Source organism: Hyphobacterium sp. SN044, assembly GCF_021864465.1.
In the GTDB taxonomy this organism is placed as follows: Bacteria; Pseudomonadota; Alphaproteobacteria; order Caulobacterales; family Maricaulaceae; genus Hyphobacterium.
In genome coordinates, this window is record NZ_JAKKUV010000006.1 from 1 (window position 1) to 24761 (window position 24761).

At 66.6% G+C, this 24761-nt stretch carries 17 protein-coding genes; 8 read left to right on the top strand and 9 right to left on the bottom strand.

Translation table 11 applies throughout. From position 1 onward, the window contains the following. Positions 1 to 473: 473 nt before the first annotated feature. The 6 genes from L5876_RS09300 to L5876_RS09325 all read right to left on the bottom strand — a co-directional run bounded on the left by L5876_RS09300 (position 474) and on the right by L5876_RS09325 (position 9614). A complete protein-coding gene (locus tag L5876_RS09300; protein ID WP_236956020.1) occupies positions 474 to 3158 on the bottom strand; it encodes a M14 metallopeptidase family protein in 2685 nt (894 codons plus the stop codon). A 108-nt stretch (positions 3159 to 3266) separates the two neighbouring features. Continuing rightward, positions 3267 to 3980 carry a hypothetical protein gene (locus tag L5876_RS09305; protein WP_236956021.1) on the bottom strand — a complete coding sequence of 238 codons (714 nt, stop codon included), beginning with the start codon at positions 3978 to 3980 and terminating at the stop codon, positions 3267 to 3269. 99 nt (positions 3981 to 4079) lie between these two features. Beyond that, positions 4080 to 5381, bottom strand: a complete 1302-nt coding sequence (locus L5876_RS09310; protein ID WP_236956022.1) for an MFS transporter — start codon at positions 5379 to 5381, stop codon at positions 4080 to 4082. Beyond that, positions 5382 to 6305 carry an alpha/beta fold hydrolase gene (locus L5876_RS09315; RefSeq protein ID WP_236956023.1) on the bottom strand — a complete coding sequence of 308 codons (924 nt, stop codon included), beginning with the start codon at positions 6303 to 6305 and terminating at the stop codon, positions 5382 to 5384. A gap of 82 nt (positions 6306 to 6387) precedes the next feature. Then, positions 6388 to 8703 (bottom strand): TonB-dependent receptor, encoded by a 2316-nt coding sequence (locus L5876_RS09320; protein WP_236956024.1) that lies wholly within the window; start codon positions 8701 to 8703, stop codon positions 6388 to 6390. Beyond that, on the bottom strand, positions 8700 to 9614 hold the full coding sequence (locus tag L5876_RS09325; RefSeq protein ID WP_236956025.1) for an alpha/beta fold hydrolase: 915 nt from the start codon (positions 9612 to 9614) through the stop codon (positions 8700 to 8702). The genes L5876_RS09320 and L5876_RS09325 overlap by 4 nt, the downstream gene beginning before the upstream one ends. Positions 9615 to 9704: 90 nt before the next feature. Here L5876_RS09325 and L5876_RS09330 point away from each other — a divergent pair, with 90 nt between their 5' ends. The 6 genes from L5876_RS09330 to L5876_RS09355 all read left to right on the top strand — a co-directional run bounded on the left by L5876_RS09330 (position 9705) and on the right by L5876_RS09355 (position 14168). After that, a complete protein-coding gene (locus L5876_RS09330; protein ID WP_236956026.1) occupies positions 9705 to 10313 on the top strand; it encodes a TetR/AcrR family transcriptional regulator in 609 nt (202 codons plus the stop codon). Then, a complete protein-coding gene (locus L5876_RS09335; RefSeq protein WP_236956027.1) occupies positions 10310 to 11113 on the top strand; it encodes an enoyl-CoA hydratase/isomerase family protein in 804 nt (267 codons plus the stop codon). Before L5876_RS09330 ends, L5876_RS09335 begins: the two co-directional genes overlap by 4 nt. Next, positions 11101 to 12603, top strand: coding sequence for a long-chain fatty acid--CoA ligase (locus L5876_RS09340; RefSeq protein ID WP_236956028.1), 1503 nt, complete (start codon positions 11101 to 11103; stop codon positions 12601 to 12603). Before L5876_RS09335 ends, L5876_RS09340 begins: the two co-directional genes overlap by 13 nt. Beyond that, positions 12600 to 12962 (top strand): MaoC/PaaZ C-terminal domain-containing protein, encoded by a 363-nt coding sequence (locus L5876_RS09345; protein WP_236956029.1) that lies wholly within the window; start codon positions 12600 to 12602, stop codon positions 12960 to 12962. Before L5876_RS09340 ends, L5876_RS09345 begins: the two co-directional genes overlap by 4 nt. Further along, positions 12959 to 13318, top strand: a complete 360-nt coding sequence (locus L5876_RS09350) for a phosphate acetyltransferase (RefSeq protein ID WP_236956030.1) — start codon at positions 12959 to 12961, stop codon at positions 13316 to 13318. Before L5876_RS09345 ends, L5876_RS09350 begins: the two co-directional genes overlap by 4 nt. 166 nt (positions 13319 to 13484) lie before the next feature. Continuing rightward, positions 13485 to 14168, top strand: a complete 684-nt coding sequence (locus tag L5876_RS09355; RefSeq protein WP_236956031.1) for a hypothetical protein — start codon at positions 13485 to 13487, stop codon at positions 14166 to 14168. Here the strand turns inward: L5876_RS09355 and L5876_RS09360 are convergent. Beyond that, positions 14165 to 15643 (bottom strand): NAD(P)/FAD-dependent oxidoreductase, encoded by a 1479-nt coding sequence (locus L5876_RS09360; RefSeq protein WP_236956032.1) that lies wholly within the window; start codon positions 15641 to 15643, stop codon positions 14165 to 14167. The two genes, L5876_RS09355 and L5876_RS09360, sit on opposite strands and share 4 nt — an antisense overlap. A gap of 109 nt (positions 15644 to 15752) precedes the next feature. On the opposite strand from L5876_RS09360, the gene L5876_RS09365 reads away from it, so the two are divergent. Further along, positions 15753 to 16985 (top strand): NupC/NupG family nucleoside CNT transporter, encoded by a 1233-nt coding sequence (locus L5876_RS09365; RefSeq protein WP_236956033.1) that lies wholly within the window; start codon positions 15753 to 15755, stop codon positions 16983 to 16985. Positions 16986 to 17343: 358 nt separating this feature from the next. Then, complete coding sequence (gene amt / locus L5876_RS09370) at positions 17344 to 18636, top strand: ammonium transporter (RefSeq protein WP_236956035.1); 1293 nt, start codon at positions 17344 to 17346, stop codon at positions 18634 to 18636. Between the two features lie 164 nt (positions 18637 to 18800). Here the strand turns inward: amt and gltB are convergent, their stop codons facing one another. Continuing rightward, on the bottom strand, positions 18801 to 23303 hold the full coding sequence (gltB, locus tag L5876_RS09375) for a glutamate synthase large subunit (protein WP_236956036.1): 4503 nt from the start codon (positions 23301 to 23303) through the stop codon (positions 18801 to 18803). Next, the gene (locus tag L5876_RS09380) at positions 23300 to 24721 is read right to left on the bottom strand and encodes an NAD(P)-dependent oxidoreductase (RefSeq protein WP_236956293.1); all 1422 of its coding nucleotides are present in this window, start codon (positions 24719 to 24721) and stop codon (positions 23300 to 23302) included. The genes gltB and L5876_RS09380 overlap by 4 nt, the downstream gene beginning before the upstream one ends. Positions 24722 to 24761: the final 40 nt, after the last annotated feature.

Here is a 24761-nt window from a genome sequence, read left to right on the forward strand (position 1 = left end):
TCGCCGGGGTCGTGCGCGCATTCGCGTGAAGCCGGACCTGCATCACCCAGCCCTCCGTCTCAACGCAACATAGGCTAGCCCAGCAACGATCGCTGGGGAATCAAAACAATCGTCCGAAACGAAACACCTTCGCAGGGATCCCAGCGCCATCTTGATTGACGTTTCCCGGACGCCCGTCAGGGCGGTCCGGGATCCAGACTGGGCCCCGGTCTTCGCGATGCGAAACCGGGGAACGTCAGAGATAATCGAGCCACCCTTCGAGACACCCCAAACCTGAATTCCCTGCGAAAGCGGGGACCCCGAAAACGGGGAGCGTCGGAGGCGGCGAGCCGCCCTTCGAGACGGTCGCTTCGCGCCCTCCTCAGGACAGGCTCGAATTCAATGACCTGTCCTGAGGAGCGACCGTAAGGTCGCGTCTCGCCTGTCCTCGCGGAGGCGGGGAAAGGGCGGTCATTGATTGATATGACGACAGCCTACCGGTACGGCGAGGCGTGCGCCGGTCCGAGCAGCACCGCATTCAGCAGCGCCAGATCGAGGCCTTCCTGATAGGCCCGCGTTGACGGATCCTGCGTGAAGGCGATGACCTGACCGCGGCCGGAAGACCGGCTGACGATGAAGGGCTTGTAGGCCAGTTGCGCCCGGTTCTCCGCCCACAGATAACCACCTCCGACAAGGTCGTCCGGCCCTGCGAAACGCAGTGCCGTCGTCAGCTCGTCGAGCGGCACGGTGGAGTAGATGTCCGAACCGGTGACCAGCGCGAACGCCCCGTCATCATACCCGGCAGACATCCAGGCATCGGCATTGGCCGTGACCCGCAGGAGCGCGCCCGGCGAGGAATCCGGCATTGCGTTGCGCGGCGTTTCCGCCGCCAGCAACTGCGCCTCGTCCTCGATGATCCGTCCCGGGATGACCGGGCCTTCCGCGCCGTCGTCCGGGATCGCATCGGCCGCCCGTTCGCGCTGGACGGGCAGCAGGTCGACACCCGAAGACGCCATCCAGCGCGTCGCGTCGCCGAGACCGACCAGAACGCCGCCCGACTGCACGAAGCGGGTAATGGCATGCGCGCCGTTCTCGCCCAGTTCGCCCGAATATCCGGCCCCGCCGGCTTCCGGCAGGATCAGCACGTCGAACCCGGACAGGTCGGCGCTTCGAAGCCGCTCCGTGCGGATGATCGTCACCGGCAGATCGTAGCGTTGCTCCAGCACGAAGCGGACCGCTCCGGCCGAGGTCGGGGCCGTACCCTCACCCCAGGCCATGGCGATGCGCGGGGCAACCATGGCGTTGAAATTGCCGCTGCCCAGATTGGGGCCTTCATCGGTCCAGCTCGACGACAGGCCGATCGCGATGGCGCCGGTATTCTCGGCGGCATCGCGCACCAGCGTGTCGAGCCCGTCGGCCTGACCATGGCGCTGGATCACCACCGTGCCGCGCGGGAAGACCCGCTCGCCGATCGTGAAGGGGGCGTCAGTCGTTCGCATCGCCACGCCTTGGCGCAGCAGCGCCGCGGCCATGGCCGCCTGACCGGCATCTGTCCACGGAATGGCGTAGCCGAAGGCCGCGTCGCCGACGACACCGCCGGACATTTCCGTCTCCGGGTCGAACCGCTGCGACGCATTCGTCGGCAGGGCCGAACAGGCTGCCATGTCGACGTCGAACATCAGCGGCAGCGACCAGGCCGTCACGTCATAAAGTTCGTGGTCGAGCCCGCGCGCGCGTCGCGATTCCTGCTCCGCCATGAAGGCATCAGGCAGACGCGTATCGGCTTCCAGAAGCGTGCGCGCCAGACGCCCGGCCGGCTGGTCGAAGCGGACGAGATAGGCGCCGTTGCGGAAGCGCGAGCCACAGGCGGTGAAACCACCGTCGATCCCGTCGACCTCGATCCCCTGCCGCGCCAGCAGGCGAGCGAGCCGTTCCGCGCCCCAGCGATTGCCGGTGCGGTCCAGGAGGATGGCGCGCGGACCGGAGCGTTCGTCGATCGCCCCCTGCCGGAAGGCCAGCCGGTCGCGCACAAAGCGCTCGCGGTTTTCCGCCACCACCTGCGCCGTCGACAGGCTGGCGATGAAATGGTGATCGACGGCCTCGCCATAGGTCAGGGTCGAGCCGTCCTGCCGCCGCCAGACGAGGCCGCGCGGCGAGGCCTGCTCATAGGTCATCGCCACCGCGCCGTGCATCGTCGGCCACATGTCGCCATAGCCCGGATAGAAGAGATCGAAGATTTCGCGCGTGAAATAGGTATAGCCGAAACGGTCGAACCAGCGGGCGTGATTGCGCCCGATCAGGTCCTGCGCCGCCCGCTGCGTGCGTACGATCTGCGGATTGAACGGTTCCGCTGCCGGCGCAAAGAAATAGGTCGAATCCCCGCCCATCTCGTGCGCGTCGACCACAACGACCGGATGCCAGTCGAGCATCGCCTGGACGCGGCCCACCGTCTCCGGCTGGCTCATCGTGAACCAGTCGCGGTTCATGTCGAACAGATAGTGATTGAAGCGCCCGCCCGGCCAAGGCTGGTCATGCTCGGCCGAGAAGCGCGACGGATCGGGCTCGATCCCGCGCGCGGCGGTGAAGCTGTGCACGAAGCGCGCGCGCCCGTCGGGGTTCTGGACCGGGTCGATGACGACGATCGTGTTGTCGAGGATCGTCTCCACCATCGGGTCGTTCACCCCCGAAACGAGGTGATAGGCCGTCCGAAGGCCGGCATCGGTGGAGGAAATCTCGTCGCCATGCACGCCATAGGAAAGCCACACGACCGGCGGAGTCTCGGCAACCAGACGATCAAGCTCGGCGGCGGATACGCCGCGCGGGTCGGCCAGACGCGCGAGATCGGCCTGAACGGCATCGAGGTTGTCGAGAATTTCCGCACGCGCGATCACCGCATAGGCCAGCGTCCGGCCTTCCCAGCTTTCCGCATAGTCGAACACGCGGATCCGGTCCGGCGCGGCGGCCTCCAGCGCACGCAGATAGTCGATCGCGTCCTCCGGCGGGGTGATCTCCGCGCCGAATTCATGGCCCAGGCCGCGAACGCCGTCCGGGATGTCACTGTCGTGGCGGATCTCGAAGGGCGAAGCGTCCTGCGCCCCGGCCGCCGCGGTCAGCGTCAGCGGAAGCGCGGCACCCGGCAGCGTCAGTACAGCCAGCAGTGTAAGTAGAGAACGTGTCATGCCCCGTCCGGCCTTGGCCGGTCCCCTTCCTGTCATCCCGTGAAGGGGATGTTCCGGGGGAAACCGGGCAAGGTCAAACGCTTCGCTCAGACGCGCGGGGGAATTGAATTATCCGCGCGTCGACACCCGGACATTCGAGAGAATGGCTTCGCCGGTGAGGCTGTCGTCCCATCCCGTCTCGGTCGTGAAAGCGACGGGATAGATGTAGAAGTCGAGCTCGCCGGTCTCGATATCGGTTTCGAGCGTGCAGGTCGCGCGCGACCCGGTGGCCGCCGCCTCGCCCTCGGCATTGTCAGTGAAGAGCTGCGCGTCTTCGCCATCCGGGCTGAAGGCGCAGGACACGCGGTGATAGTCCGCGCCGCTTCGGTGCGCGAGCGTCACCCCGATCCAGGCATCGGGATTGCTGACACCTTCGATATCGAAGGACAGCGAGACCCGGCCATTGTCCGGGCTCGTCCCGCCGGCGGTCCAGACCACGACTTCGCGGTTCGCGGCATCGTCGTCCAGGATCGCAAACATGTCGCCATCGCGCCGGACCTCGGCGGAATTGCTGCCGCCGAATCCCGGGCCGAAATCGGTGCCGGTGGTATCGACCATCTCGTTCAGGGTTGCGCCTTCCAGAAGCGTCCAGTTGCCGCTGTCCCGCGACCCGGACGGGCCGGCATCACCGGCGATGTCGCCGCGCAGCGCATCCATGTCGGCGTCACCGCTGACCGCGGCCTGATCGTCCGGAAGCGCAGCGCTGCGCTGTTCGCCGGTACCGGCCTCATTTCCGCAGGCAGCCAGCAGGACGGCGAGCGAAACCCACTTCAACGCACGCATGGTCGAACCCTTTCGGTCTGTTGTGCGACGGCAAACGAACGGATTAGCCCTCGCCTGGTTCCCCTGCAAGCGCAGCGCCCGACCCGGGCAAATTTATGGCTAACCTTCCCAATCCTTCTCCAGCCGCTTCGAGGCGAGCAGGAAAAGAGTGCCCGCCACGAGATAGATCAGCGACCCGAGGATGATCGAATAGCGCAGGGCGTCATCCCCGAAGCTCGGCGTCAGCAGGGTCGAGAACTCGCCCAGCACGTAGATTCCGCCGGCAATGCCGATGAGATTGTTGACCAGCAGGAAGATCGACGACGCCGTGGTGCGCATCGAGGGCGGCACGAGGTGCTGGAAGGCCGAAAGGGCCGGGCCGAGCCAGGCGAGGCCGAGCGCGGTCGGGATCAGGAACAGGATCAGCGACAGGATCGGCGTCGGCGCCAGCACGCCCGCGATGTAGAGCGGCGTGGTCAGGAGGAAGGCGATGCCGGGAACCCGCGCATAGGCCGAGACCGAGCGGCTGCCGAGCCAGTCCGACAACACCCCGCCGAGCACGATGCCCGCCGTTCCGCCGATGAACAGCACCGTGCCGAACAGCCAGCCCGTATCGATGATGCCGAGGTCGAAGGTCCGCGCGAAGAAGGACGGCAGCCAGAAGAAGACGCCATAGCCCATCATCGAGGAGCAGGCCGCGCCGAAGGTGAGGAGCCAGAAGGACGGCTTCTTTGACAGGACTTTCAGCACCTCGCCGAAGCTCGGCTTCTTCGCGGCCGGGTCCGTCTTCACCGTATCCAGCCCGCCGCGCACCGGCTCGCGGACGAACAGCTTGAAGATCGGCGCGATGACGATGCCGGCCACGCCGACGATGATGAAGGCCGCGCGCCAGTCGAGCGCCTCGCTGATCGCCCCGCCGGCGATCTGCGCCCCGGCGATCACGCCGAAGGCCGACCCGATCGGAATACCGAGTGAATAGACCGCAAGCGCCCGTGCCCGGCTTTTCGGCGGGAAATAGTCCGCGATCAGCGAATAGGACGGCGCCACACCGCCCGCCTCGCCGATCCCGACGCCGACGCGCGCCGCGAACAGCTGCCAGAAATTGGTCGCGAAGCCGCACAGCGCGGTGAAGCCGCTCCAGAAGGTCAGTGCGCCGGTGATGATCCAGGTCCGGTTCGTCCGGTCGGCCAGCCAGGCGATCGGAACGCCCAGCGTCGAATAGAGGAAGGCGAAGGCGAGGCCGCCCAGAAGGCCCAGTTCCCGGTCATTCAACCCCAGCTCGTCCCGGATCGGGATGGCGAGGATCGAGATGATCTGCCGGTCGAGGAAGTTGAAGGCATAGACCAGGAACAGCAGGAACAGCACCAGATAACGGTATTTGGTGTTCTCCGCCGGGTTCGTCGGGGCTACGGCATCGCTCATCTAGAGAACCTCGTCGAGAAAGCTGCGGACATCGGCCAGCGTGCGCGCGGGATCTTCCTCGTGCGCGATGTGTCCGAGGTCGTCGTAGGTGATCAGGCGGGCATCGGGAATCGTTTCGGCCATGGCCTCAGAGTGGTCGACCGGTATCATCCGGTCCATCCGCCCGTGCAGGATCAGGGTCGGCACCGAGACGCGCTGAAGATCGGCCGTCGGTTCCGGCAGGGTGAAGACTTCAAGGCGCTCCACGAAGGCATCGCCATTGCCCGCCATCAACGCCGTGATCCGTTCCGGCACGGCGGGGTCCATCCGGCTGGCATCGCCGTAGAGATTGGCCGTGCCCGCACGCACCAGGCCTTCCGGCGCGCTTCTAAGATAGATCGCCACCGGCATCGGCACGGCGACCGGCTCCTCGGTCACGCCATTGATCGAATACCCGCCGGGCGACACCAGGACGAGCGCGTCGACGCGCTCCGGATGGTCGGCTGCAAACCGCCAGGCGGCGAGCCCGCCCAGAGAATTGCCGCCGATCACGGCATGCTCGATGTCCAGCGCATCCATCGTTTCGCCGATGAAGTCGGCCGTGTCCTGAACCGTGTAGCGCTGCTGCGGGTCCGGCCCGGTCAGGCCGTGGCCCGGCAAATCCATGCGGATGACGCGGTAGTCGGAATCCAGGCCTTCGGCCCAGGCCTCCCAGCTTTCCAGAGACACCGAGAAGCCGTGGACCAGCACGATGGGTTGGGCGTTGCGCGGTCCGGTCATCCGGACCCGCACCTGCCGCCCGCCGATCTCGACCAGCTGATCGGTCTCGCTCCAGTAGGGCGAATCGATCGCCGGCCCGGCTTCGGGGGCGGGACGGGCGAAGAAGAAGACCGCGACGCCTGCGGCCACGACCAGAAGGGCCACGAGTATCCAGATCAGGCGCATGTCTCTCCTCCCCCGAAAAAGGCACCGGCCGGGAAAGCCCTAGAGCGTTTCCCGGCCGGGTTCCAGACGCGTCCCCCCGCGCCTAGTAGCGGTAGGCGACCGTCGCGGTGAAGGTCCGCGGATCGCCATAGTAGGCCGTCAGCACGCCTTCGAGACCGAGTTCCGGCGCGAAGGTCGTGTTGTTGACGAAGTCATAGCCGGCGACCCGGTATTCCTCGTCGGTCAGGTTGCGGCCGTGCAGGCCGAACTGCCAGCTTCCATCGGCGGAGTCCCAGACCACGCTGGCATTCCACAGTGCGAAGGATTCCTGGTCGAGGACCGGGAAGGGCACTTCGAACTGCGTGGAATCGCCGCGATACGCCACCTGGCCCATCAGGGTCAGGTCGCCGCCGAAGCTCGGGACCATATAGGCCAGCGAGGCATTGGCGGTCGTGTTCGGCGTGTTCTGAATCTCGACCACGTTGGAAATGTCGACACCGAGGCCGGAGATGAACTGGCCGTAGTGACCGTCGAGATAGCCGAGCGCCCAGGTCAGGTTGAACGCGTCACCCGGGGTGAAGGTGTCCTGGCCGAACGTCCACGCACCTTCGAATTCGACACCGGTGATCTTCGCCGAGGCGGCGTTGGTCGTCACGCCGGTGAAGGTATCGTTGATGCCGTCATTGTTGGTGTCGACACCGACCGAACCCGGAATCTGAACGTCGTTATATTCCGAGTGGAAGACGGTCAGGCTGTGGCGATAGGTGCCGAGGCCCACGCGCCAGCCGAGCTCGAACGTGTCCACCGTTTCCGGATCGAAGGACATGAATTCGAAGATTTCGTCGGCGGTGATATTGCCGTCCTGGTTGAAGTCCGGCGTCGCCGAGGTCTGGCCGCGCGGGTCGAAACCGCCGCCCTTGAAGCCCTGGCTGTAGGACGCATAGAGCGTGTGCTCGTCGGTCGGCTCGAACGTGATCGAGGCGCGCGGGCTGAAATCCGTCCAGTCGTTCGAACCGGTGAAGTTCGACGTCGTGGCGATCAGCGTCGGGTTGCCGCCGAAGAACTCGGAGAAGCCGCCGATATAGGTCCGGCGCAGCACGGTCGAATTCCGCTCGTCATAGGTGTAGCGGCCACCGACCGAGATCGTCGTGCGCGGCGCGATGTCATAGCTGAAGTCCGCGAACACCGACCAGGTGTTGGTGCCGACATCACCGAACGTCTGGGCGTTGAGGCCCGGCAGGTTGATCAGCGCGCCGGTCTGCGCCAGCAGCACGTCGAACACGGTCTCGGAATTGGCATCCAGGTAGTAGAAGCCCATGACGCCCGACAGGCGGTCGCCTTCATAGAGCAGCTGGAATTCTTCCGAGAACTGGTCGTTCGTGTAGATCGCCGGCACGTCGAAATCGGCCACGGCGAGGGCGTCGAAGTCGATCGGGGTCAGCGATTCATCGTCGCGGTAGGCGAGGATGTTGCGGACGGTCCAGTTGTCGTTGAGGCGGTATTCCATCGACAGCGAGACACCCTGTGCCTCGACCGACTGCGGAATGACATTGAGGCCGCCGCGCGTGTCGAACACGTCGTTCAGCACCGGCGCGCCGCCGAAGGCCCCCGGGATCAGGCGGTGACCGCCGCGCGCATTCGAGTTGTCTTCGACGCGGTCGGCGCTCAGGCGCAGGAAGAACTGGTCGTTCGGCTCGAATTCCAGCGTCAGACGGCCGGCCAGCACATCCTTGTTGTAGTTGTCTTCGCCGGTGGTCAGGTTGGTGCCGAAACCGCCGCGGGTCAGGCGGGCGATCGCCGCACCGATGCGCAGCGTGTCGCCGATCGGGGCCGAGGCCGAACCGATCAGGTCGAACTGCTCATACGTGCCGACATTGGCGCGCAGCGACACGGTCGGAGAATCCGCGTCGAGACGGCGGGTGACGTATTTGATCGCGCCGCCGATCGTGTTGCGGCCATAGAGCGTGCCCTGCGGACCGCGCAGCACTTCGATGCGCTCGACGTCGAAGATGTCCAGGACCGCGCCCTGCGGACGGTTGAGATAGACGTCATCGACATAGATACCGACGCCGGATTCGAAGCCGGACACCGGATCCTGCTGACCGACGCCGCGGATGAAGGCGGTCAGGGTCGAGTTGGTGCCGCGCGAGGCTTCGAGCGTCACGCTCGGTGCCAGCTGGGCCACGGCCAGGATGTCCTGCGCGCCCATCGCTTCCAGCTCGGTGCCGGAGACGGCGGTCACCGCGATCGGCACGTCAATCAGCGATTCCTCGCGGCGGCGGGCCGTGACGGTGATCACGTCGGCTTGCGGCGTGGCCTGTTCTTCCTGTGCGATCGCGCCCGGCGCGGTCACGATGGCGGCTGCGGCGACGCTGGACAGGAGCGTGGCCTGCAGGGTCAGTTTACGCGTGGTGGTCATGATGTACTCCCCTCGGAACTGGTTGGGTTTTTGATGGCACCGGCCGGCTGCACCCGGTCGGCGAATTCCGCGACCGCACTGGCGAAGCGCTCGGGCTCCTCCAGGTGCGGCGCATGGCCCGATCGCGCGAAGGAGACGAGTTCGGCATCGGGAAGAGTCTCGACGAGAAACCGGCTCGTCTCCGGGCTGTAGGCTTCGCTCAGCGCGCCATGGATGACACGGACGGGAAGCTTCAGTTCGGGCAGGATGGACCGCGCGTCCTCGGCGGCCATTGAAGTCCAGAGATCCGCCATCGCATCGCCGTCATGGGCGGCGAATTCGCGCACGACGCGCTCGCGGTCCTCACCCAGACGGTGGCGGGAATCGCGCGCGAACATGCGCGGCGCAAAGGCATCGGCGTAGGCGGCCCAGTTGGCGCGCATCGACTCGCAGGCGCGCTGCGAGGTCGCGGCATCGATGCCGTTCGACATGCCGAGCGTCCAGGCGTGATCGTTGAGAATGCGCGGGCTCATGTCTTCCACGACGAGGCCGGCGAAACGGGCGTCGCCGTGATCGGCCAGCAGCCGCCACAGCACCATCGCCCCCATTGACCAGCCGATCGCGACGGCGTGGTGGAGATCGAGCGCCTCGGCCATCGCCTTCAGGTCGCTGGCAAGCTGCTTCATCGTCAGAGGCGCACGACCGCGCGGGGTCGATCCGTGGGCGCGAAGGTCCGGCGCGATCACCCGGAAGCGGCCGTCAAGACGATGCTGGGTGTCCTCGAAGAAACCGGCATGCGCCGACCAGCCATGCACGAACAGGAGGTCCGGCCCCTGGCCACTCACGGCCACGGACATCGCGGTGCCGTCGCTGAGCGGCACCGTCAACCGTGCGATCCCGCCGGTCTCGGCCAGTGCATTCGCGTGAGGCAAAGCTCACAACCTCCCCTTGTCGCGCGGGGTCGCTAACGGACCCTTTTGTGCGATATTGCGCGTGTGCTCATTTTGTGAAAAGTGAATCATATGTCAACTTCGATTGAAACAGCCTCGGCAAAGGGGCCCAAAACCGCGCGCGGAGAACGGACCCGCCGGAAGCTGCTGGAAGCGGCGGAACGCGAATTCGGCGCGAACGGATTTCACGCCACCTCGATCGGCGAGATCACCAGGCGGGCCAAGGTCGCGCTCGGCACCTTCTATGTCTATTTCGACTCGAAGGACGAGATCTTCCGCGGCCTCGTCGACCACATGGGACGGACCACGCGAAGCTGGCTCGCGGAACGCATCGGCACGGCGACCAACCGCCTCGAAGCCGAGCGGCTCGGTATCGAGCTCTACATCGATTTCGTGCGCGCCCACCGCGATCTCTACCGCATCGTCATGGAATCCCAGTTCGTCGCGCCGGACGCCTACCGCGCCTATTACGAGACCTTCGTGGAAGGCTATCGCCGCAATCTCGACGACGCGGTGAAGCGCGGGGAAATCAGCGCCGGTGACGCCGACATCCGGGCCTGGGCCCTGATGGGGATGAACACCTATCTCGGTCTGAAATACGGCATCTGGGACGAAAGCCGGTCCAGCCGCGAGATCGCCAACGAAGCCGCGGCGATGATCGTCGAAGGGCTGCGCCCGTGACAGCGCCGTCCGGTCATGCACTCGTCCGCCGCGAGCGGCGGAACGGCGTCAGCCTCATCACGCTCGACCGTCCGTCGCGCGGCAATGCGCTCGTCCCGGACTTGCTGGCGCACCTTCACGCAGCACTCGATCAATCCGCTCGGGACGGCGGTCCGCTCGTCCTCACCGGCAGCGGCAAGGCCTTTTCCACCGGCGGAGACATTGCCGGATTTCTCGAACACGCCGCCTCACCCGGCGCGCTGCGCGACTACGCGGCCAGTCTCGTCGGCGCGCTCAACCGGGTCATCCTCACCCTGCGCCGCCACCCCGGAACCGTCATCGCTGCGGTCAACGGTCCCGTGACCGGCGGGTCGCTCGGCCTCGCCCTCGCTGCCGACCGCGTCCTCATGTCCGACGCTGCATTCGTTCAGCCCTATTACGCCCTCATGGGGTTCGCGCCCGATGGCGGCTGGACAGCACTCCTGCCCCATCGTATCGGCGCGGCGCGCGCGTCCGGCTGGATCGCCAGCGACACCCGTCAGCATGCGGACGATCTGCTGCGGATCGGCTTTGCCGACCGCGTCTGCGCGCCGGAGGCACTCCTGTCCGCCGCCCTCTCGGAGACGCAGGACGCCGTCCCGCTCGACCCCGCCATCATCCTCGGTACCCGCCGCCTGACCGGTCAGGACGCCGAATCGCTGGCCCCGGCGCTCGAAGCGGAGCGTCAGGCCTTTCTCGCCCATATCGTCCGGCCCGAGACGCTGGACCGCATGCGCGCCTTCACCGCGCCGAAGCCGGAGGCCAAGAAATGCGCTTCCTGACCGATATCGCTGCCCGCCGCGCCGCCATGAATCCCGCTGGTGCGGCCTTCATCGACCTGACGACGGATACGACCGTCACCTTCGGGGAATTCGACGTCCGCGCGGGCCGCGCCGCCACACTTCTGGAACAGGCCGGGATCGGCTTTGGCGACCGGGTCGCCATCCTCTGCCGCAACCGGGTGGAATTCTTCGAAATCCTCTTCGCCTGCGCCCGTCTCGGCGCCATCCTGGTGCCGCTCAATTGGCGCATGCCCGCCGCCGAACTCGTCCCGCTGATCGAGGATTGCGCCGCGAAACTCGTCCTTTTCGGCGCCGAGGACGAAGCCGTCGCGAAAAACGCTGCCAAGGGCTCGGGCGCGGTCCTGATCGGTCTCGACGCGGACTATGCCGCGCGGCGCGACGCCAGCGCCCGCCATCCCGGCAGATCCGAATGGCCCGCCGACGAGACCTGGTATCTGATCTACACCTCCGGCACGACGGGCCGGCCCAAGGGCGTCATCCAGACCTATGCGATGGCGCATGTGAACTACATCAACATCGCCCAGGCGACGGGCCTGCGCGGCACGGACGCGACGCTCAACTTCCTGCCGCTCTTCCACACCGCCGGCATCAATCTGCACACCCTGCCGGTCTTCTTCGCGGGCGGGACGAATTACGTCCTTCCGGGCTTCGATCCGGGTGCGCTTCTGGCCCTTGTGAATGCCGGCAAGATGGACGTGTTCATCGGCGTCCCGGCGGTTTACCGTGAGCTGACCCTGCACCCCGATTTCGAGAGTGCCGACCTGACCAGGGTCCGCCACTGGGCCTGCGGCGGCGCGCCCCTGCCCGACATTCTGGTCCAGACCTTCGCGAAGAAGGGGGCCATCGTCTGCAACGGCTTCGGCATGACCGAAACCGGCCCGACCGCCTTCCTGTCCGACCCCGAACACGCGCTCGACAAGATCGGTTCGGTCGGCCGCACCTGGCTTCTGACCGAGGCGCGGATCGCGACGCCCGAGGGCGATCCCGTCCCGCAGGGCGAAACCGGCGAGATCCAGTTCCATGGTCCGGGCCTCACGCCCGGCTACTGGAACCGACCCGAAGAGACGGCAAAGCTCTTCACCGACGACGGCTGGCTGAAAAGCGGCGATCTCGGCCGCGAGGACGCAGACGGCTTCGTCTATGTCGCGGGCCGGATCAAGGAGATGTACATTTCCGGCGGCGAGAACGTCTACCCCGCCGAGGTCGAGAATGTCCTCGCCCGCCACCCCGCCGTGCTGGAAGCCGCCGTCGCCGGCGTGCCCGACGAGAAGTGGGGCGAGGTCGGCTGCGCCCACATCATCCTGCGGCCCGGCAAGTCGGCGGACGCAGCCGAGCTGACGGCCTGGTGCCGCGAGAACCTCGCCGGCTTCAAGGTGCCGCGCCACTGGATCTTCGCCGCCGACTTCCCGCGCACGGCGGCGGGCAAGGTGCAAAAACACCTGCTGCCGAAACCGGAGGGCGTGGCATGAAATCCGTCTCGCTCGACCGCGCTTTCACCCAGGCCGAATTCGACGCCTTCGCGAAACTGTCCGGCGACGACAACCCGATCCATGTCGACTGGGAGTTTGCCGTCCGCACCCGTTTCGGAAAAACCGTCGCCCATGGCGCGATGCTCTGCTCGGTGCTCCGGGGTCTCTGCGAACAGCTCGCGCCCGGCTGGCGGCAGGCCCGTCAGGACGTGATGTTTCCGGCCCCGACATATGCCGGGGAGTGGATCCATTTCTCCGCCGAGATCACCGAAGATCACGAAGATCGAAAGATCATCACTCTGGAAGCCACGAAAGCCGGTGAAAAGGTCGTGACGGGCACAGCGGAGATGGTGAAATGAGGCTCGGTCAGTCCGCCGAAATCACCCGCACCTACACCGCCGATGAGGTCGCCGAACTCGCCGCGCTGGCGGGGACAAGTCCGGCCGCGGACACCGTGCCGGAGCCGCTTATCCACGCCCTGTTCTCCTATCTGCTGGGCGTCGAACTGCCCGGCCAGGGCACCAATTATCTCAAACAGGAAACCGCCTACCTCGCCCCCGCTCCACTTGGCGAAGCCCTGACCGCGCGGGTCGAGATCACCCGCCTGCGCCCCGACAAACACCTCGTCGACCTCAGAACCACCTGCACCACATCAGACGGCACAATCATCGCCGAAGGCCGCGCCCTCGTGCTGGCGAAGGATGTGGTGGGGTAGACCCCTCACCCTCCCCAACCTTCGCCTTCGGCTCAGGCCGGGTCCCCTCCCTCTCCCTTGAGGGAGAGGGAAAGAAGGGCGGCTCCGAAGGAGACGCGCGTCTGGGTGAGGGGAAAGTCAAAAACCCGGCCCGCTCCTTGCATTCCGCACTCCCGGGAGGTCGCGGATGGACGGTGCCGCACCGGTTTTTGACGCCTGGTATGCGTTCCAGGACTGGCTCCGGCCCTATCTGGCCGGGCCGACGCTCGCCATGGCACTGGCCGGGCTGGGCCTGGGCACGCTCATGATCTTTTTGGGACGCCGTCTCGCCCCGCTGCTGTCGGCGGTCACGGGCGGAACGATCGCCGCCCTCATCGCCATCGAAGCCGACACCGGCATGACCGGGGCGGCCGTTGCCGGCATCGTCGCCGGCTCGCTGTCGATATTGCTGACACCCGTCTACGGCGCGGTGCTCGCCGGAGGTTTGGTCTATGGCGCGCTCTGGCTGACCGGCCTGCCGTCGATTCTCGGCCTTGTCCTTGGCGGGCTGACGACTGCCGCCGCGCTGCGCTATCCGGCCCGCGCGGCGATGATCGCGACGCCCATCGCCGGAGCGGTCTTCGCCGCGACCGGTCTCAATCACGCCATGGGCCTCGCCGGTTTCGGCGAGATGGAGATGGGTTTCTCGCCCGCCTCGATGCTGCTCGCACTGTGGGACAGCCTGACCGGCGGCGGTGTGACGCCGCTCGACTGGACGCGTCTCGCCATCCTGTTCGGCGGCGTCGCCATCGGCATTCCGGTGCAGTTTGGCGACTGGATCGCCACCAAGCGCCGCCCGGTCGTGGACGAGCGCGAAGCCGCCTTCCGCTAGGCGGTCTGTTTCACGGGTTTGAGGTCATATTCCTCCACCCGGACGCGCTTCAGCATGCGGCGGAAATCGGCGGCATTGCCGGGATAGAGCGTCTCGATCCGCCCGTCGGACCGCTTGTACCAGCTGTCGCAGCCGCCGGTGGCCCAGACCGTATCAGACAGGCGCGACTGGATCTCCGCATTGTAAGCGGCCTGCGCTTCGGGCCGCACCTCGATCGTGCCGGACCCGGCCCGCGCCATGGCGCGCAGAATGTAGTCGACATGGGTCTCGATCATGAAGATGACCGAGGTTGTCCCCACCCCGGTATTCGGTCCCGTCACGATCCAGTAATTGGGAAATCCGGCCACCGCCGTGCCCCGGTGCGCCTTGGCGATGTCGTCCCATTCGTCCTGCAGCACGCGGCCCTCCCGGCCCGTGACCGGCAGCGCCCGCAACTGCGCGCCGATGTCATAGCCGGTCGCGAAGACGAGGATATCCGCCTCGACCCGCGTGCCGTCGCTGGCGATGATCGTAGGGCCCTCGATCCGGTCCACGCCTGACGCGACGAGCCGCACATCGCCGCGTTCCAGCGCCGGATAGAAGTCGTCCGAGATCAGCATGCGCTTGCACCCCAGCGCATAGGGCGGGGTCAGCGCGGCCTGCATGTCCGGGTCGCTTATCCGCCGGCGCATCCCCTTCAGAACCCGGCCGCGCACGAAGCGCCCGAAGCCGCCCGCCCGGCGGACGATCGGGTAGATCAGCGTGTCGAGCCGCTGGCGCAGATAGCCGCGCCACGCCTGCATCAGCCAGGGAAAGCGCCGGAACTGCGTCCGCATCGCTTCGCTGTAGGCGTGGTTGCCGCGCGGATTGATGTAGTTGGCCGTGCGCTGGAACAGCGTCACCTCTGCCCCGTCCCGCGCCAGCGCGGGGGCCAGCTGGATCGCGCTCGCCGCACTGCCGACAATGGCCACGCGCTTGCCCTCGAAGCCGATGGAATGATCCCAGCGCGCCGTGTGCAGGACGGGACCCGGGAAAGAATCGCGCCCGGAAATATCGGGAAGATTCGGCTGGTGCAGCCCGCCCGTCGCCTGGACCAGATGCCTTGCACGCATCACCTCCCCACCCTCGGTCTCCATCCGCCAGCAGGCCCGGTCCGCCTCCCAGACGCAGTGCGTCACCCGCATTTCGAAGCGGATCGCTTCGCGCAGGCCGAACCGGTCGGTCACGTCCTCCAGATAGCGCTGGATTTCCGGCCCCGGCGGATAGGCCGCGCTCCAGTCGGGATTCGGCGCGAAGGAGAAACAGTAGAAGTGCGCCGGGATATCGCAGGCGATACCGGGATAGGTGTTCCACCACCACGTCCCGCCTACCGCCGGCGCCTGCTCCAGCACGGCAAAGCGATAGCCAGCCTGTTTCAACCTTATGGCCGAACACAGGCCGGCAAAGCCCGCCCCGATGACGAGCGCGTCCAGGATGTGAGGGTCGTCGCGGCTCATGCCCGCACTCTATTCACGCCGCTCGCGCTGACCAGAGGGCAAGCGCGCTTGCGCGATCCGGCCTGCCCCGCTACGCCGGAAACGAAGTTTGCGGGGGAGCGCAAAGCGAATGCCTGAATCCGTCAGCGGCCTGTTCGGCATCGCGGCGATCTTCGCGATCGCCTTCGCCCTCTCCACCAATCGCCGCGCGATCAGCCTGCGCATCGTCCTCAGCGCCTTCGCCATCCAGGTCGGCATCGCCGTCCTCGTGATGCACGTCCCGATCGGCCGGGCCGCGATCGACGCCATGTCCACCGGGATCAGCCAACTCCTCGCCTATTCGCAGGCGGGGATCGGCATGGTTTTCGGGCCGCTCGCCTCGGTCGAGGAAAACGGCGTCATCTTCGCCGTCCTTGTCCTGCCGGTCATCGTCTTCTTCGCCTCGCTGATGTCGGTCCTCTACTATATCGGCGTGATGCAATGGGTCGTCGCCGGCCTCGGCCGCCTGCTTCACTGGGTGCTGGGCACGGGGCGGGTGGAATCGCTCAATGCCTCGGCCAACATCTTTGTCGGCCAGACCGAAGCACCGCTCGTCGTCCGTCCCTATCTCGCCGGTCTGACCCAGCCTCAGCTCTTCGCCGTGATGACCTCCGGCCTCGCCTCGGTCGCGGGATCGGTGCTCGCCGCCTATGCCCAGATGGGCATTCCGGTCGAATACCTCCTGGCGGCCTCCTTCATGTCCGCGCCCGGCGGTCTTCTGATGGCCAAGCTGATCATGCCGGACGCCAAGGACCATTCGGCCAAACAGGACCTGATCGAGGTCAAGCTGCCGCGCGACGAGCACTCCAACGTCATCATGGCCGCGGCCATCGGCGCCAAGGACGGCCTGCACCTGGCCCTCAACGTCGGCGCCATGCTGATCGCCTTCGTCTCACTGATCGCGCTCCTCAACGGGATTATCGGCGGCATTGCCGGCCTGTTCGGGATCGACGGGCTGACCATCCAGTCCATCCTCGGCTGGATCTTCGCGCCGCTGATGTATGTCCTCTCCATCCCGTGGTCCGAAGCGCAGGCCGCCGGCGCGATCCTCGGCGAGAAGATCATCCTCAACGAATTCGTGGCCTACCTTTCCCTGACCGGGGCGGAAAGCGAGTTCAGCCCGCGCTCGCTCGCGGTGCTGACTTTCGCCCTGTGCGGTTTCGCGAACCTGTCCTCGGTGGGCATCCTGCTCGGGGGGCTTGGCAGCCTCATTCCGGACCGGATGGGCGAGATCGCCCGCTTCGGTCTCCGGGCCGTCGCGGCGGGGACGTTATCCAACCTGATGAGCGCGGCGATCGCGGGGATATTGTTCGTCGGGGCGTAGATTCCCCTCCCCTTGAAGGGGAGGGACGCGAGCGGCCTTCGTAAGAAGGACGGGAGCGGGGTGGGGTGATTGATCATAGCATTATTTGACGTTTCCCGGACGGCGGAGCCGGTCCGGGATCCATGTCTTATAGCTTCTGCACTCCGGTCTTCGCCGCGCGAAACCGGGGAACTTCAGAGAGAGGTAATTGAAATTACCCCCACCCCGGTCGGCTGGCTGACGCACAGCCTCCCGGCCCTCCCCTCAAGGGGGAGGGCAACCACGTGTGGGCAAACCGCTTTTTCGAAAATCGACCGCCCGCCGTTTACATTTCTTCGCAGGTGCGACACGATGCTGCAATGCAGCAAAGGGGAGTCGCATGACGACGGGACTGCTGACCGCTTTCGCAACCGCCGCAGCCGCACCGGCCGCCGCGGTGGACACCGGCGCCTTCGTCGACAACTCCTTCCTTCTCCTGATGTCCGGCATGGTCGTCGTCTTCATGGCGGCAGGATTCTGCATGCTCGAAAGCGGTCTCGTCCGTTCCAAGAATGCCGCCACCATCGCACTGAAGAACATCACCCTCTTCGCCATCGCCGGCATCATGTTCTACCTCGTCGGCTACCGGCTGATGTATGACGGCGTCGACGGCGGCTTCGTCGGCAGTCTCGGCGTCTGGTCGCCCGACGCGCTCGACACGCCGGAAGGCGATGTCGCCTCGGCGGCAGACTGGTTCTTCCAGATGGCCTTTGTCGCAACGGCAGCCTCCATCGTGTCCGGCACGCTGGCGGAGCGGATCAAGCTGCGCCCCTTCCTGATCTTTGTCGCGGTTCTCACCGCCCTGATCTACCCGATCACCGGGGCCTGGCAGTGGGGCGAAGGCTGGCTCTACGCCAATGGCTTCCAGGACTTTGCCGGCTCGACCCTGGTTCACTCCGTGGGCGGCTGGGCAGCGCTGACGGGCGCGCTCTTCCTCGGCCCGCGCTATGGCAAGTACGGCCCGGACCGCCGGGTGCAGAAACCCATGCCCGGCTCCAACCTGCCGCTCGCCGCGCTCGGCACCTTCATCCTCTGGTTCGGCTGGTTCGGCTTCAATGGCGGCTCCCAGCTGGCCGCCGGCACGATCGAGGACATGAGCGCCGTGGCCAAGATCATGGCCAACACCAACATGGCCGCCGCGGCAGGCGTGATCGGAGCCCTCATTACCTCGGAAATCCTGTTCCGGAAGGCCGACCTGACCTTCGTCCTGAACGGCGCGATCGGCGGCCTCGTCGCGATCACCGCCGGACCGCTCGAACCGGCGCTGTGGCAGTCCATGATCATCGGCGGCGCCGGCGGCGTGATTGTTGTCCTCGCGGTGCCACTGCTCGACAGGCTGAACATCGACGATGTGGTCGGCGCGATTCCGGCGCACCTGCTGTGCGGGATATTCGGCACGATGGTCGTGCCCTTCACCTCTCTCAGCGACGGGCTGAACATCTGGCAGCAATTCGGCATGCAGGCGCTCGGCATTCTGTCCATCGGCGCCTTCACCGCCGCCGCCAGCGCCCTCGTCTGGTTCTCCCTGAAGAAGACGATAGGCCTCCGCCCAAGTGTCGAGGACGAGATGCGCGGCCTCGACCGCGCCGAGCTCGGCATGGAAGCCTATCCGGACTTCTTCGGCCGGGATTGATCTGGAGTTTCCCCTCCCCTTGAAGGGGAGGGACGCTTGGCTGATTGTCCGACGTTTCCCGGACGCGCGCAGCGCGATCCGGGATCCATTTTCTGCGTTCAGAAGGACCCCGGTCTTCGCTAAGCGAAACCGGGGAACGTCACGAATTGCAGAGGGGCAATACCCTAAGCCCGCTTCTGCTCTTCCCGCTCGAGGGTTTCCTTCGGCAGGATCCAGACCAGCGACGCCTCGGTCTCGGCCCAGCGGTCGAGCAGGCCGCGGCCATGCAGCGAGCCGGTCGCGGCGACATGCGCCTCCAGCATTGCCCGCGCCCGGGACGCGGCCTGTGCATCGGCGGGCACCATCACGACGCTGTCGTCATTCAGCCGGGCTTCGAGACGCTCCCGGCTTTCGAGAACGAAGATCTCGCCCCCGCTCATCCCGGCGGCGAAATTGTCGCCCACCCGGCCGAGGATCAGCGCCCGGCCGCCCGTCATGTATTCGCACCCGTTCGAACCGCAGCCTTCGACCACGGCTTCCGCGCCTGAATTGCGAACCGCGAAACGCTCGCCCGCCCGGCCGGCGGCATAGAGCGCGCCGGACGTCGCCCCATAGAGGCAGGTATTCCCGATGATGGCGTCTTCAGTCGTCCGCATGGCCCGCCCCGGAGACGGCTTCACCGCAATCACCGCGCCGGACAAGCCCTTGCCGACATAATCGTTCGCATCGCCCGTCAGTTCGATCCGCAGACCCGTCGCGCCGAACGCGCCGAGCGACTGCCCGGCCGAGCCTTTCAGGCGCAGGGTCAGATGCCCCGGCCGCAGCGCATTCGGACCGATCCGCGTGACGATTTCAGATGAGATCCGCGTTCCGACCGCCCGGTTCGTGTTGCGCACATCATAGTCGAGCTGCAGCTTTTCTCCGCGCGAGAAAAGCGGCTCGCAATCGGCGAGGATCGTGTCGTCGAGCGCCGGGGCGACGGCATTGCGCTGCTCCCGGGTTGAGCGCATCGGCTTTTCCGTCGCATCGACGCGGACCAGCAGCGCGTTGAGATCGAGATCGTCGAGCTGCGGCGCACCGCGGCTGACCTGGTCGAGCATGTCGGCGCGGCCGATCACGTCTTCCAGCGACCGCGCACCGAGACTGGCGAGAATTTCGCGCGTCTCCTGCGCGATGAATGTCATGAGGTTGACGACATGGTCGGGCAGGCCCTTGAAGCGTTCGCGCAGCGCGGAATCCTGCGTGCACACGCCGACCGGGCAGGTGTTCGAATGGCATTGCCGGACCATCAGGCAGCCGAGCGCGACGAGTGAAGTCGTGCCGATGCCGAACTCTTCCGCACCCAGCATTGCCGCAATCACCACGTCGCGGCCGGTGCGGATGCCGCCATCGGCCCGCAGCGTGACCCGCTCGCGCAAGCCATTGAGCGACAGCACCTGGTGCGCTTCGGCGAGCCCCAGCTCCAGCGGCGCGCCGGCGAACTTGATCGAGGTCTGTGGGCTCGCCCCCGTCCCGCCGACATTGCCGGAAATCAGGATGATGTCCGCCTTGGCCTTCGCCACGCCCGCCGCGACCGCACCGACCCCGGCAGCCGAGACCAGCTTCACAGCCACGCGCGCCAGCGGGTTGATCTGCTTCAGATCGTAGATCAGCTGGGCCAGATCCTCGATCGAGTAGATGTCATGGTGCGGCGGCGGCGAGATCAGCGTCGTCCCCGGCGTCGCATGACGCATCCGGGCGATGAATTCGGTGACCTTGAAACCGGGCAACTGGCCGCCCTCGCCGGGCTTGGCCCCTTGCGCGACCTTGATCTCGATCTCGCGGCACTGGTTGAGATATTCTGCGGTGACGCCGAACCGCCCCGACGCGATCTGCTTCACCGCCGAATTCATGTTGTCGCCATTCGGCAGCGGCTTGTAGCGCGCGGGGTCTTCCCCGCCCTCGCCCGAGACCGACTTCGCGCCGATCCGGTTCATCGCGACATTGAGCGCCCCGTGCGCTTCCGGCGACAGCGCGCCCAGAGACATGCCCGGCGTCACGAAGCGGCGGCGCAGCGTATTGACCGATTCCACATCGTCGATCCCGATCGCATCCCCGGCCGGACGCACATCGAGCAGATCGCGCAGCTGGATCGGATCGCGCGAATGCGTCGCGTCGGAGAAGGCCTTGTAGGCGGCGTAATCCCCCTCGCGTACGGCGCGCTGGAGATCGGTGACGATCTGCGCCTCGAAGGCATGGCGTTCGCCCGACGCCCGCTGTCGATAGAAGCCGCCGACCGGCAGGCGCAGCGCCTCGCTGGTCCAGGCCCAGTGATGCAGGCCCTTTGCCTTTTCCTCGATCCCGGCCAGGCCAAGCCCGGAAATCCGGCTCGGCACGCCGCCGAGATAGTCATCGGCCAGCGCGCGGGAGAGGCCGACGATCTCGAAATTGCACCCGCCGCGATAGGAGGAGATGACCGAGATCCCCATCTTCGACAGGATCTTCATCAACCCCGCATCGAGCGCGGTCTTCAGGTTGAAAGCGCGTTCCTCCGCGCCCATCCCCTCGCAGTCCTTCGACCGCAGCGTCAGCGCTGTTTCGAAGGCGACATAGGGGTTCACCGTCGTCGCCCCGAGCCCGATCATCACCGCGCAGGCATGGGCGTCGGAGCATTCCGCGACGCGCGCATTGAGCGAGCAATAGGTCCGGAGCCCGGCGCGTGTCAGGTGCAGATGCGTCGCGCCGATCGCGAGCGCCATCGGCACCGGCATCCGCGCCTTGCCTTGTGCCTCGTCGGTCAGGACGACGTGAGCCGCCCCGCCTTTTACCGCATCGGCAGCCTCGGTGCGGATGCGGTCGAGGGCGGCTTTCAGGCCCGTCCCGTCCCCCTTCGCGTCGTCGGCCGGGAAAGTGCAGTCGATCACCGCGACCGTGTCGCCGAAGATCGCCATCAGCCGCGCGAAACTGCCATTCGTCAGGATCGGGCTTTCGAGCACGAGGACGTCGGTCTGCGCCTTGTCCTGGGCGAGGATGTTGCCGAGATTCTTGAACCGGGTTTTCAGCGACATGACCCGGCCTTCGCGCAGCGGGTCGATCGGCGGATTGGTCACCTGGCTGAAATTCTGCCGGAAGAAATGCGTCAGCGGCCGGTAGCGCGCCGACAGGACGGCGAGCGGGCTGTCATCGCCCATCGAGCCGATCGCTTCCTTCCCGCCCGCCACCATCGGGGCGAGGATCAGCTCGACTTCCTCCTCGCTGAGCGCCGCGGCGGCCTGCCGGCGCAGGCGTTCCTCGGTGTCCCACAGAAGCGGTTCGTCGCCCGGCCCGGCCTCGACCTCGATGTCGCGGATATTGTCGAGCCACTCCTCGTAAGGGTGCTTGGCGGACAGGAATTCGAGCACGTCCTCTGCAGGATAGAAGCGGCCTTCGGCGAAATTCACGGCGATCATCCGCCCGGTCGGCACCGCACCGCGTTCCACGACCCGCTCCTCGGGCACCGGCGTCATCCCGGTCTCCGATCCCACGACCAGCAGCCCGTCCTCGGTCAGTGAATAGCGCAGCGGCCTCAGACCATTCCGGTCGAGCCCGGCGAGCGCCCAGTCGCCGTCGCAGGCGACGACAGCCGCCGGGCCGTCCCACGGCTCCATCACGGCGTTGCAGTATTCGTAGAGCGCCTGCCAGCGGCGCGGCACGACATCGGTCCGCTTCGACCACGCTTCCGGCATCAGGAGCGCCTTCGCCATCGGCGCAGACCGTCCGGCCCGGACGAGCAACTCGAACACCTGGTCGAGCGCCGCACTGTCCGACGAGCCTGGCTGGATCACCGGTTTCACATCGCTCTCCGAACCCGCAAAGCCTTCGGCGGCCATGCGGATTTCGTGGCTCTTCATCCAGTTGATATTGCCCTTCAGCGTGTTGATCTCGCCATTGTGGGCGAGCATGCGGAAGGGCTGGGCCAGCCGCCATTCGGGGAAGGTGTTCGTCGAGTATCGCTGGTGGAAGATCGCGAAATGCGAGGCGAAGCGGTCATCGCGCAGGTCGGCGTAGAAGTGGTCGATCGCCTCGGCGAGGAACATCCCCTTGTAGATCACGTCATGGGTCGACAGCGAGGCGACATAGAAGGACGGGATCGCCTCCTGCCGGGCGCGCCGCTCGATCCGCCGGCGCGCCAGATAGAGCGCCCGGTCCAGCGCCTCGCGGTCGCGGCCATGCCGGTCGGTGAACAGGATCTGCTCGATTTCCGGCCGCGTCGCATTGGCCTTCTGCCCGAGCGCGCCCGGATTGACCGGCGTCTGCCGCCAGCCGAACAGTTCAAGGCCGGCATGCAGGATTTCCGCCTCGACGATCGTCCGGGCCTTTTCCTGCGCCGAGAAATCGGTGCGCGGCAGGAAGATCATTCCAACGCCGACATCGCCCGCCGGCGCTTCATGGCCGGTGCGCACGACCTGCGCCTTGAAGAAGTCCTGTGCGATCCCGATCCGGAGGCCCGCCCCGTCGCCGGTCTTGCCGTCGGCATCGACCGCGCCGCGGTGCCAGACTGCCTTGAGCGCCTTGATCGCCAGCGTCACCACCTCGCGGCGCGGCGCCCCGTCGATCGCAGCGATGAGTCCCGTGCCGCAGGCATCGCGCTCACTCTCGGGCGAATAGAGCCCGGAGGCGGCCAGCCGCGCCTGTCCGGCGCGGAAGGTTTCGGGCGTCCAGCGCGTCATTCCGCGGCCACCTTCGCGCGCTGCGCGCTCATCCAGTTCAGCATCGAAGCCGCCGCATCCATGCCGTCGCGAATGCCCCAAACCACCAGCGACGCACCGCGCACGATGTCGCCCGCGGCGAACACGCCCGGCACGCTGGTCATCAGGCTCGGCCCGTCGACCTTCACCGTGCCCCGGCGCGTGACGGTCAGATCGGGATGGCCGAACAGGGTGGGCAGGTCTTCCGCCTCGAAGCCGAGCGCGGCGATCACCATGTCGGCGGGAATTTCATGCGTGGAGCCGGGGATGATGTCTGGCGCCTGGCGGCCGTCCGGTCCGGGCAGGCCAAGCCGCATCCGGTGCGCGCGCACCGCCGACGGTCCGCTGGCACTGCCCATGATCGCATCCGGCGCGGCGAGCCATTCGAACACCACGCCCTCTTCCTCGGCGTGTTTCACTTCGCGCGCCGAGCCCGGCATGTTGGCCCGGTCGCGGCGATAAAGGCAGGTCACGCTTGACGCGCCCTGTCGCACCGCCGTGCGCACGCAGTCCATCGCCGTGTCACCGCCGCCGATCACCACGACTCGCTTGCCCGCGGCGTTCAGTATTCCGCTGTCAAAGTCCGCGACCGCCTCGCCGAAACCCATCCGGTTGGAGGCGGTCAGATAGTCGAGCGCCGGCACAGCCGGAGCTCCGGCGGGACAGGACAGTTCGCGCGCCTTGTAGACGCCGGTGGCGATCAGCACGCTGTCATGCCGGTCGGTCAGATCGGCGAGCTGCGCATCGCGCCCGACCTCGAAGCCGAGCCGGAAATCGATCCCCGCCTCTTCGAGGCGCTTTACCCGGCGGCCAACCACAGCCTTGTCGAGTTTGAAATTCGGAATGCCGTAGACGAGGAGCCCCCCCGCCCGGTCATACCGGTCGTAGACCGTCACGCTGCACCCGGCCTCGGCCAGCTTCTCCGCCGCTGACAGGCCCGCGGGACCGGCACCGATAATGCCCACCGAAAGCCCATTGTCGGGCCCGCGCCGGACCGGTTCGACCCAGCCCTCGGCCCAGGCCGTGTCGGTGATGTATTGCTCGACCGCGCCGATCGTCACCGTACCGTGGCCGGATTGTTCGATCACGCAGGCCCCCTCGCAAAGCCGGTCCTGCGGACAGATCCGCCCGCAGATTTCCGGCATGGTCGAGGTTGCGCTCGATTCCGCATAGGCTTCTTCCAGCCGCCCCTCGGCGGCGAGTTTCAGCCAGTCGGGAATGTTGTTCTGGAGCGGACAGCCGCTCTGGCAGAAGGGAATGCCGCACTGCGAGCAGCGCGAGGATTGCAGGGCTGCCGCTTTTTCACCGAACGCCTGATAAATCTCCGCGAAGTCGCGCCGCCGGTCTTCGGCGTCGCGTTTCGGCGGATATGCCTGGCGCGTGTCGGTGAATTTCAGCAGTGACGCAACTCCTCCCTATTGCAGTGCAGCATGAATTGCC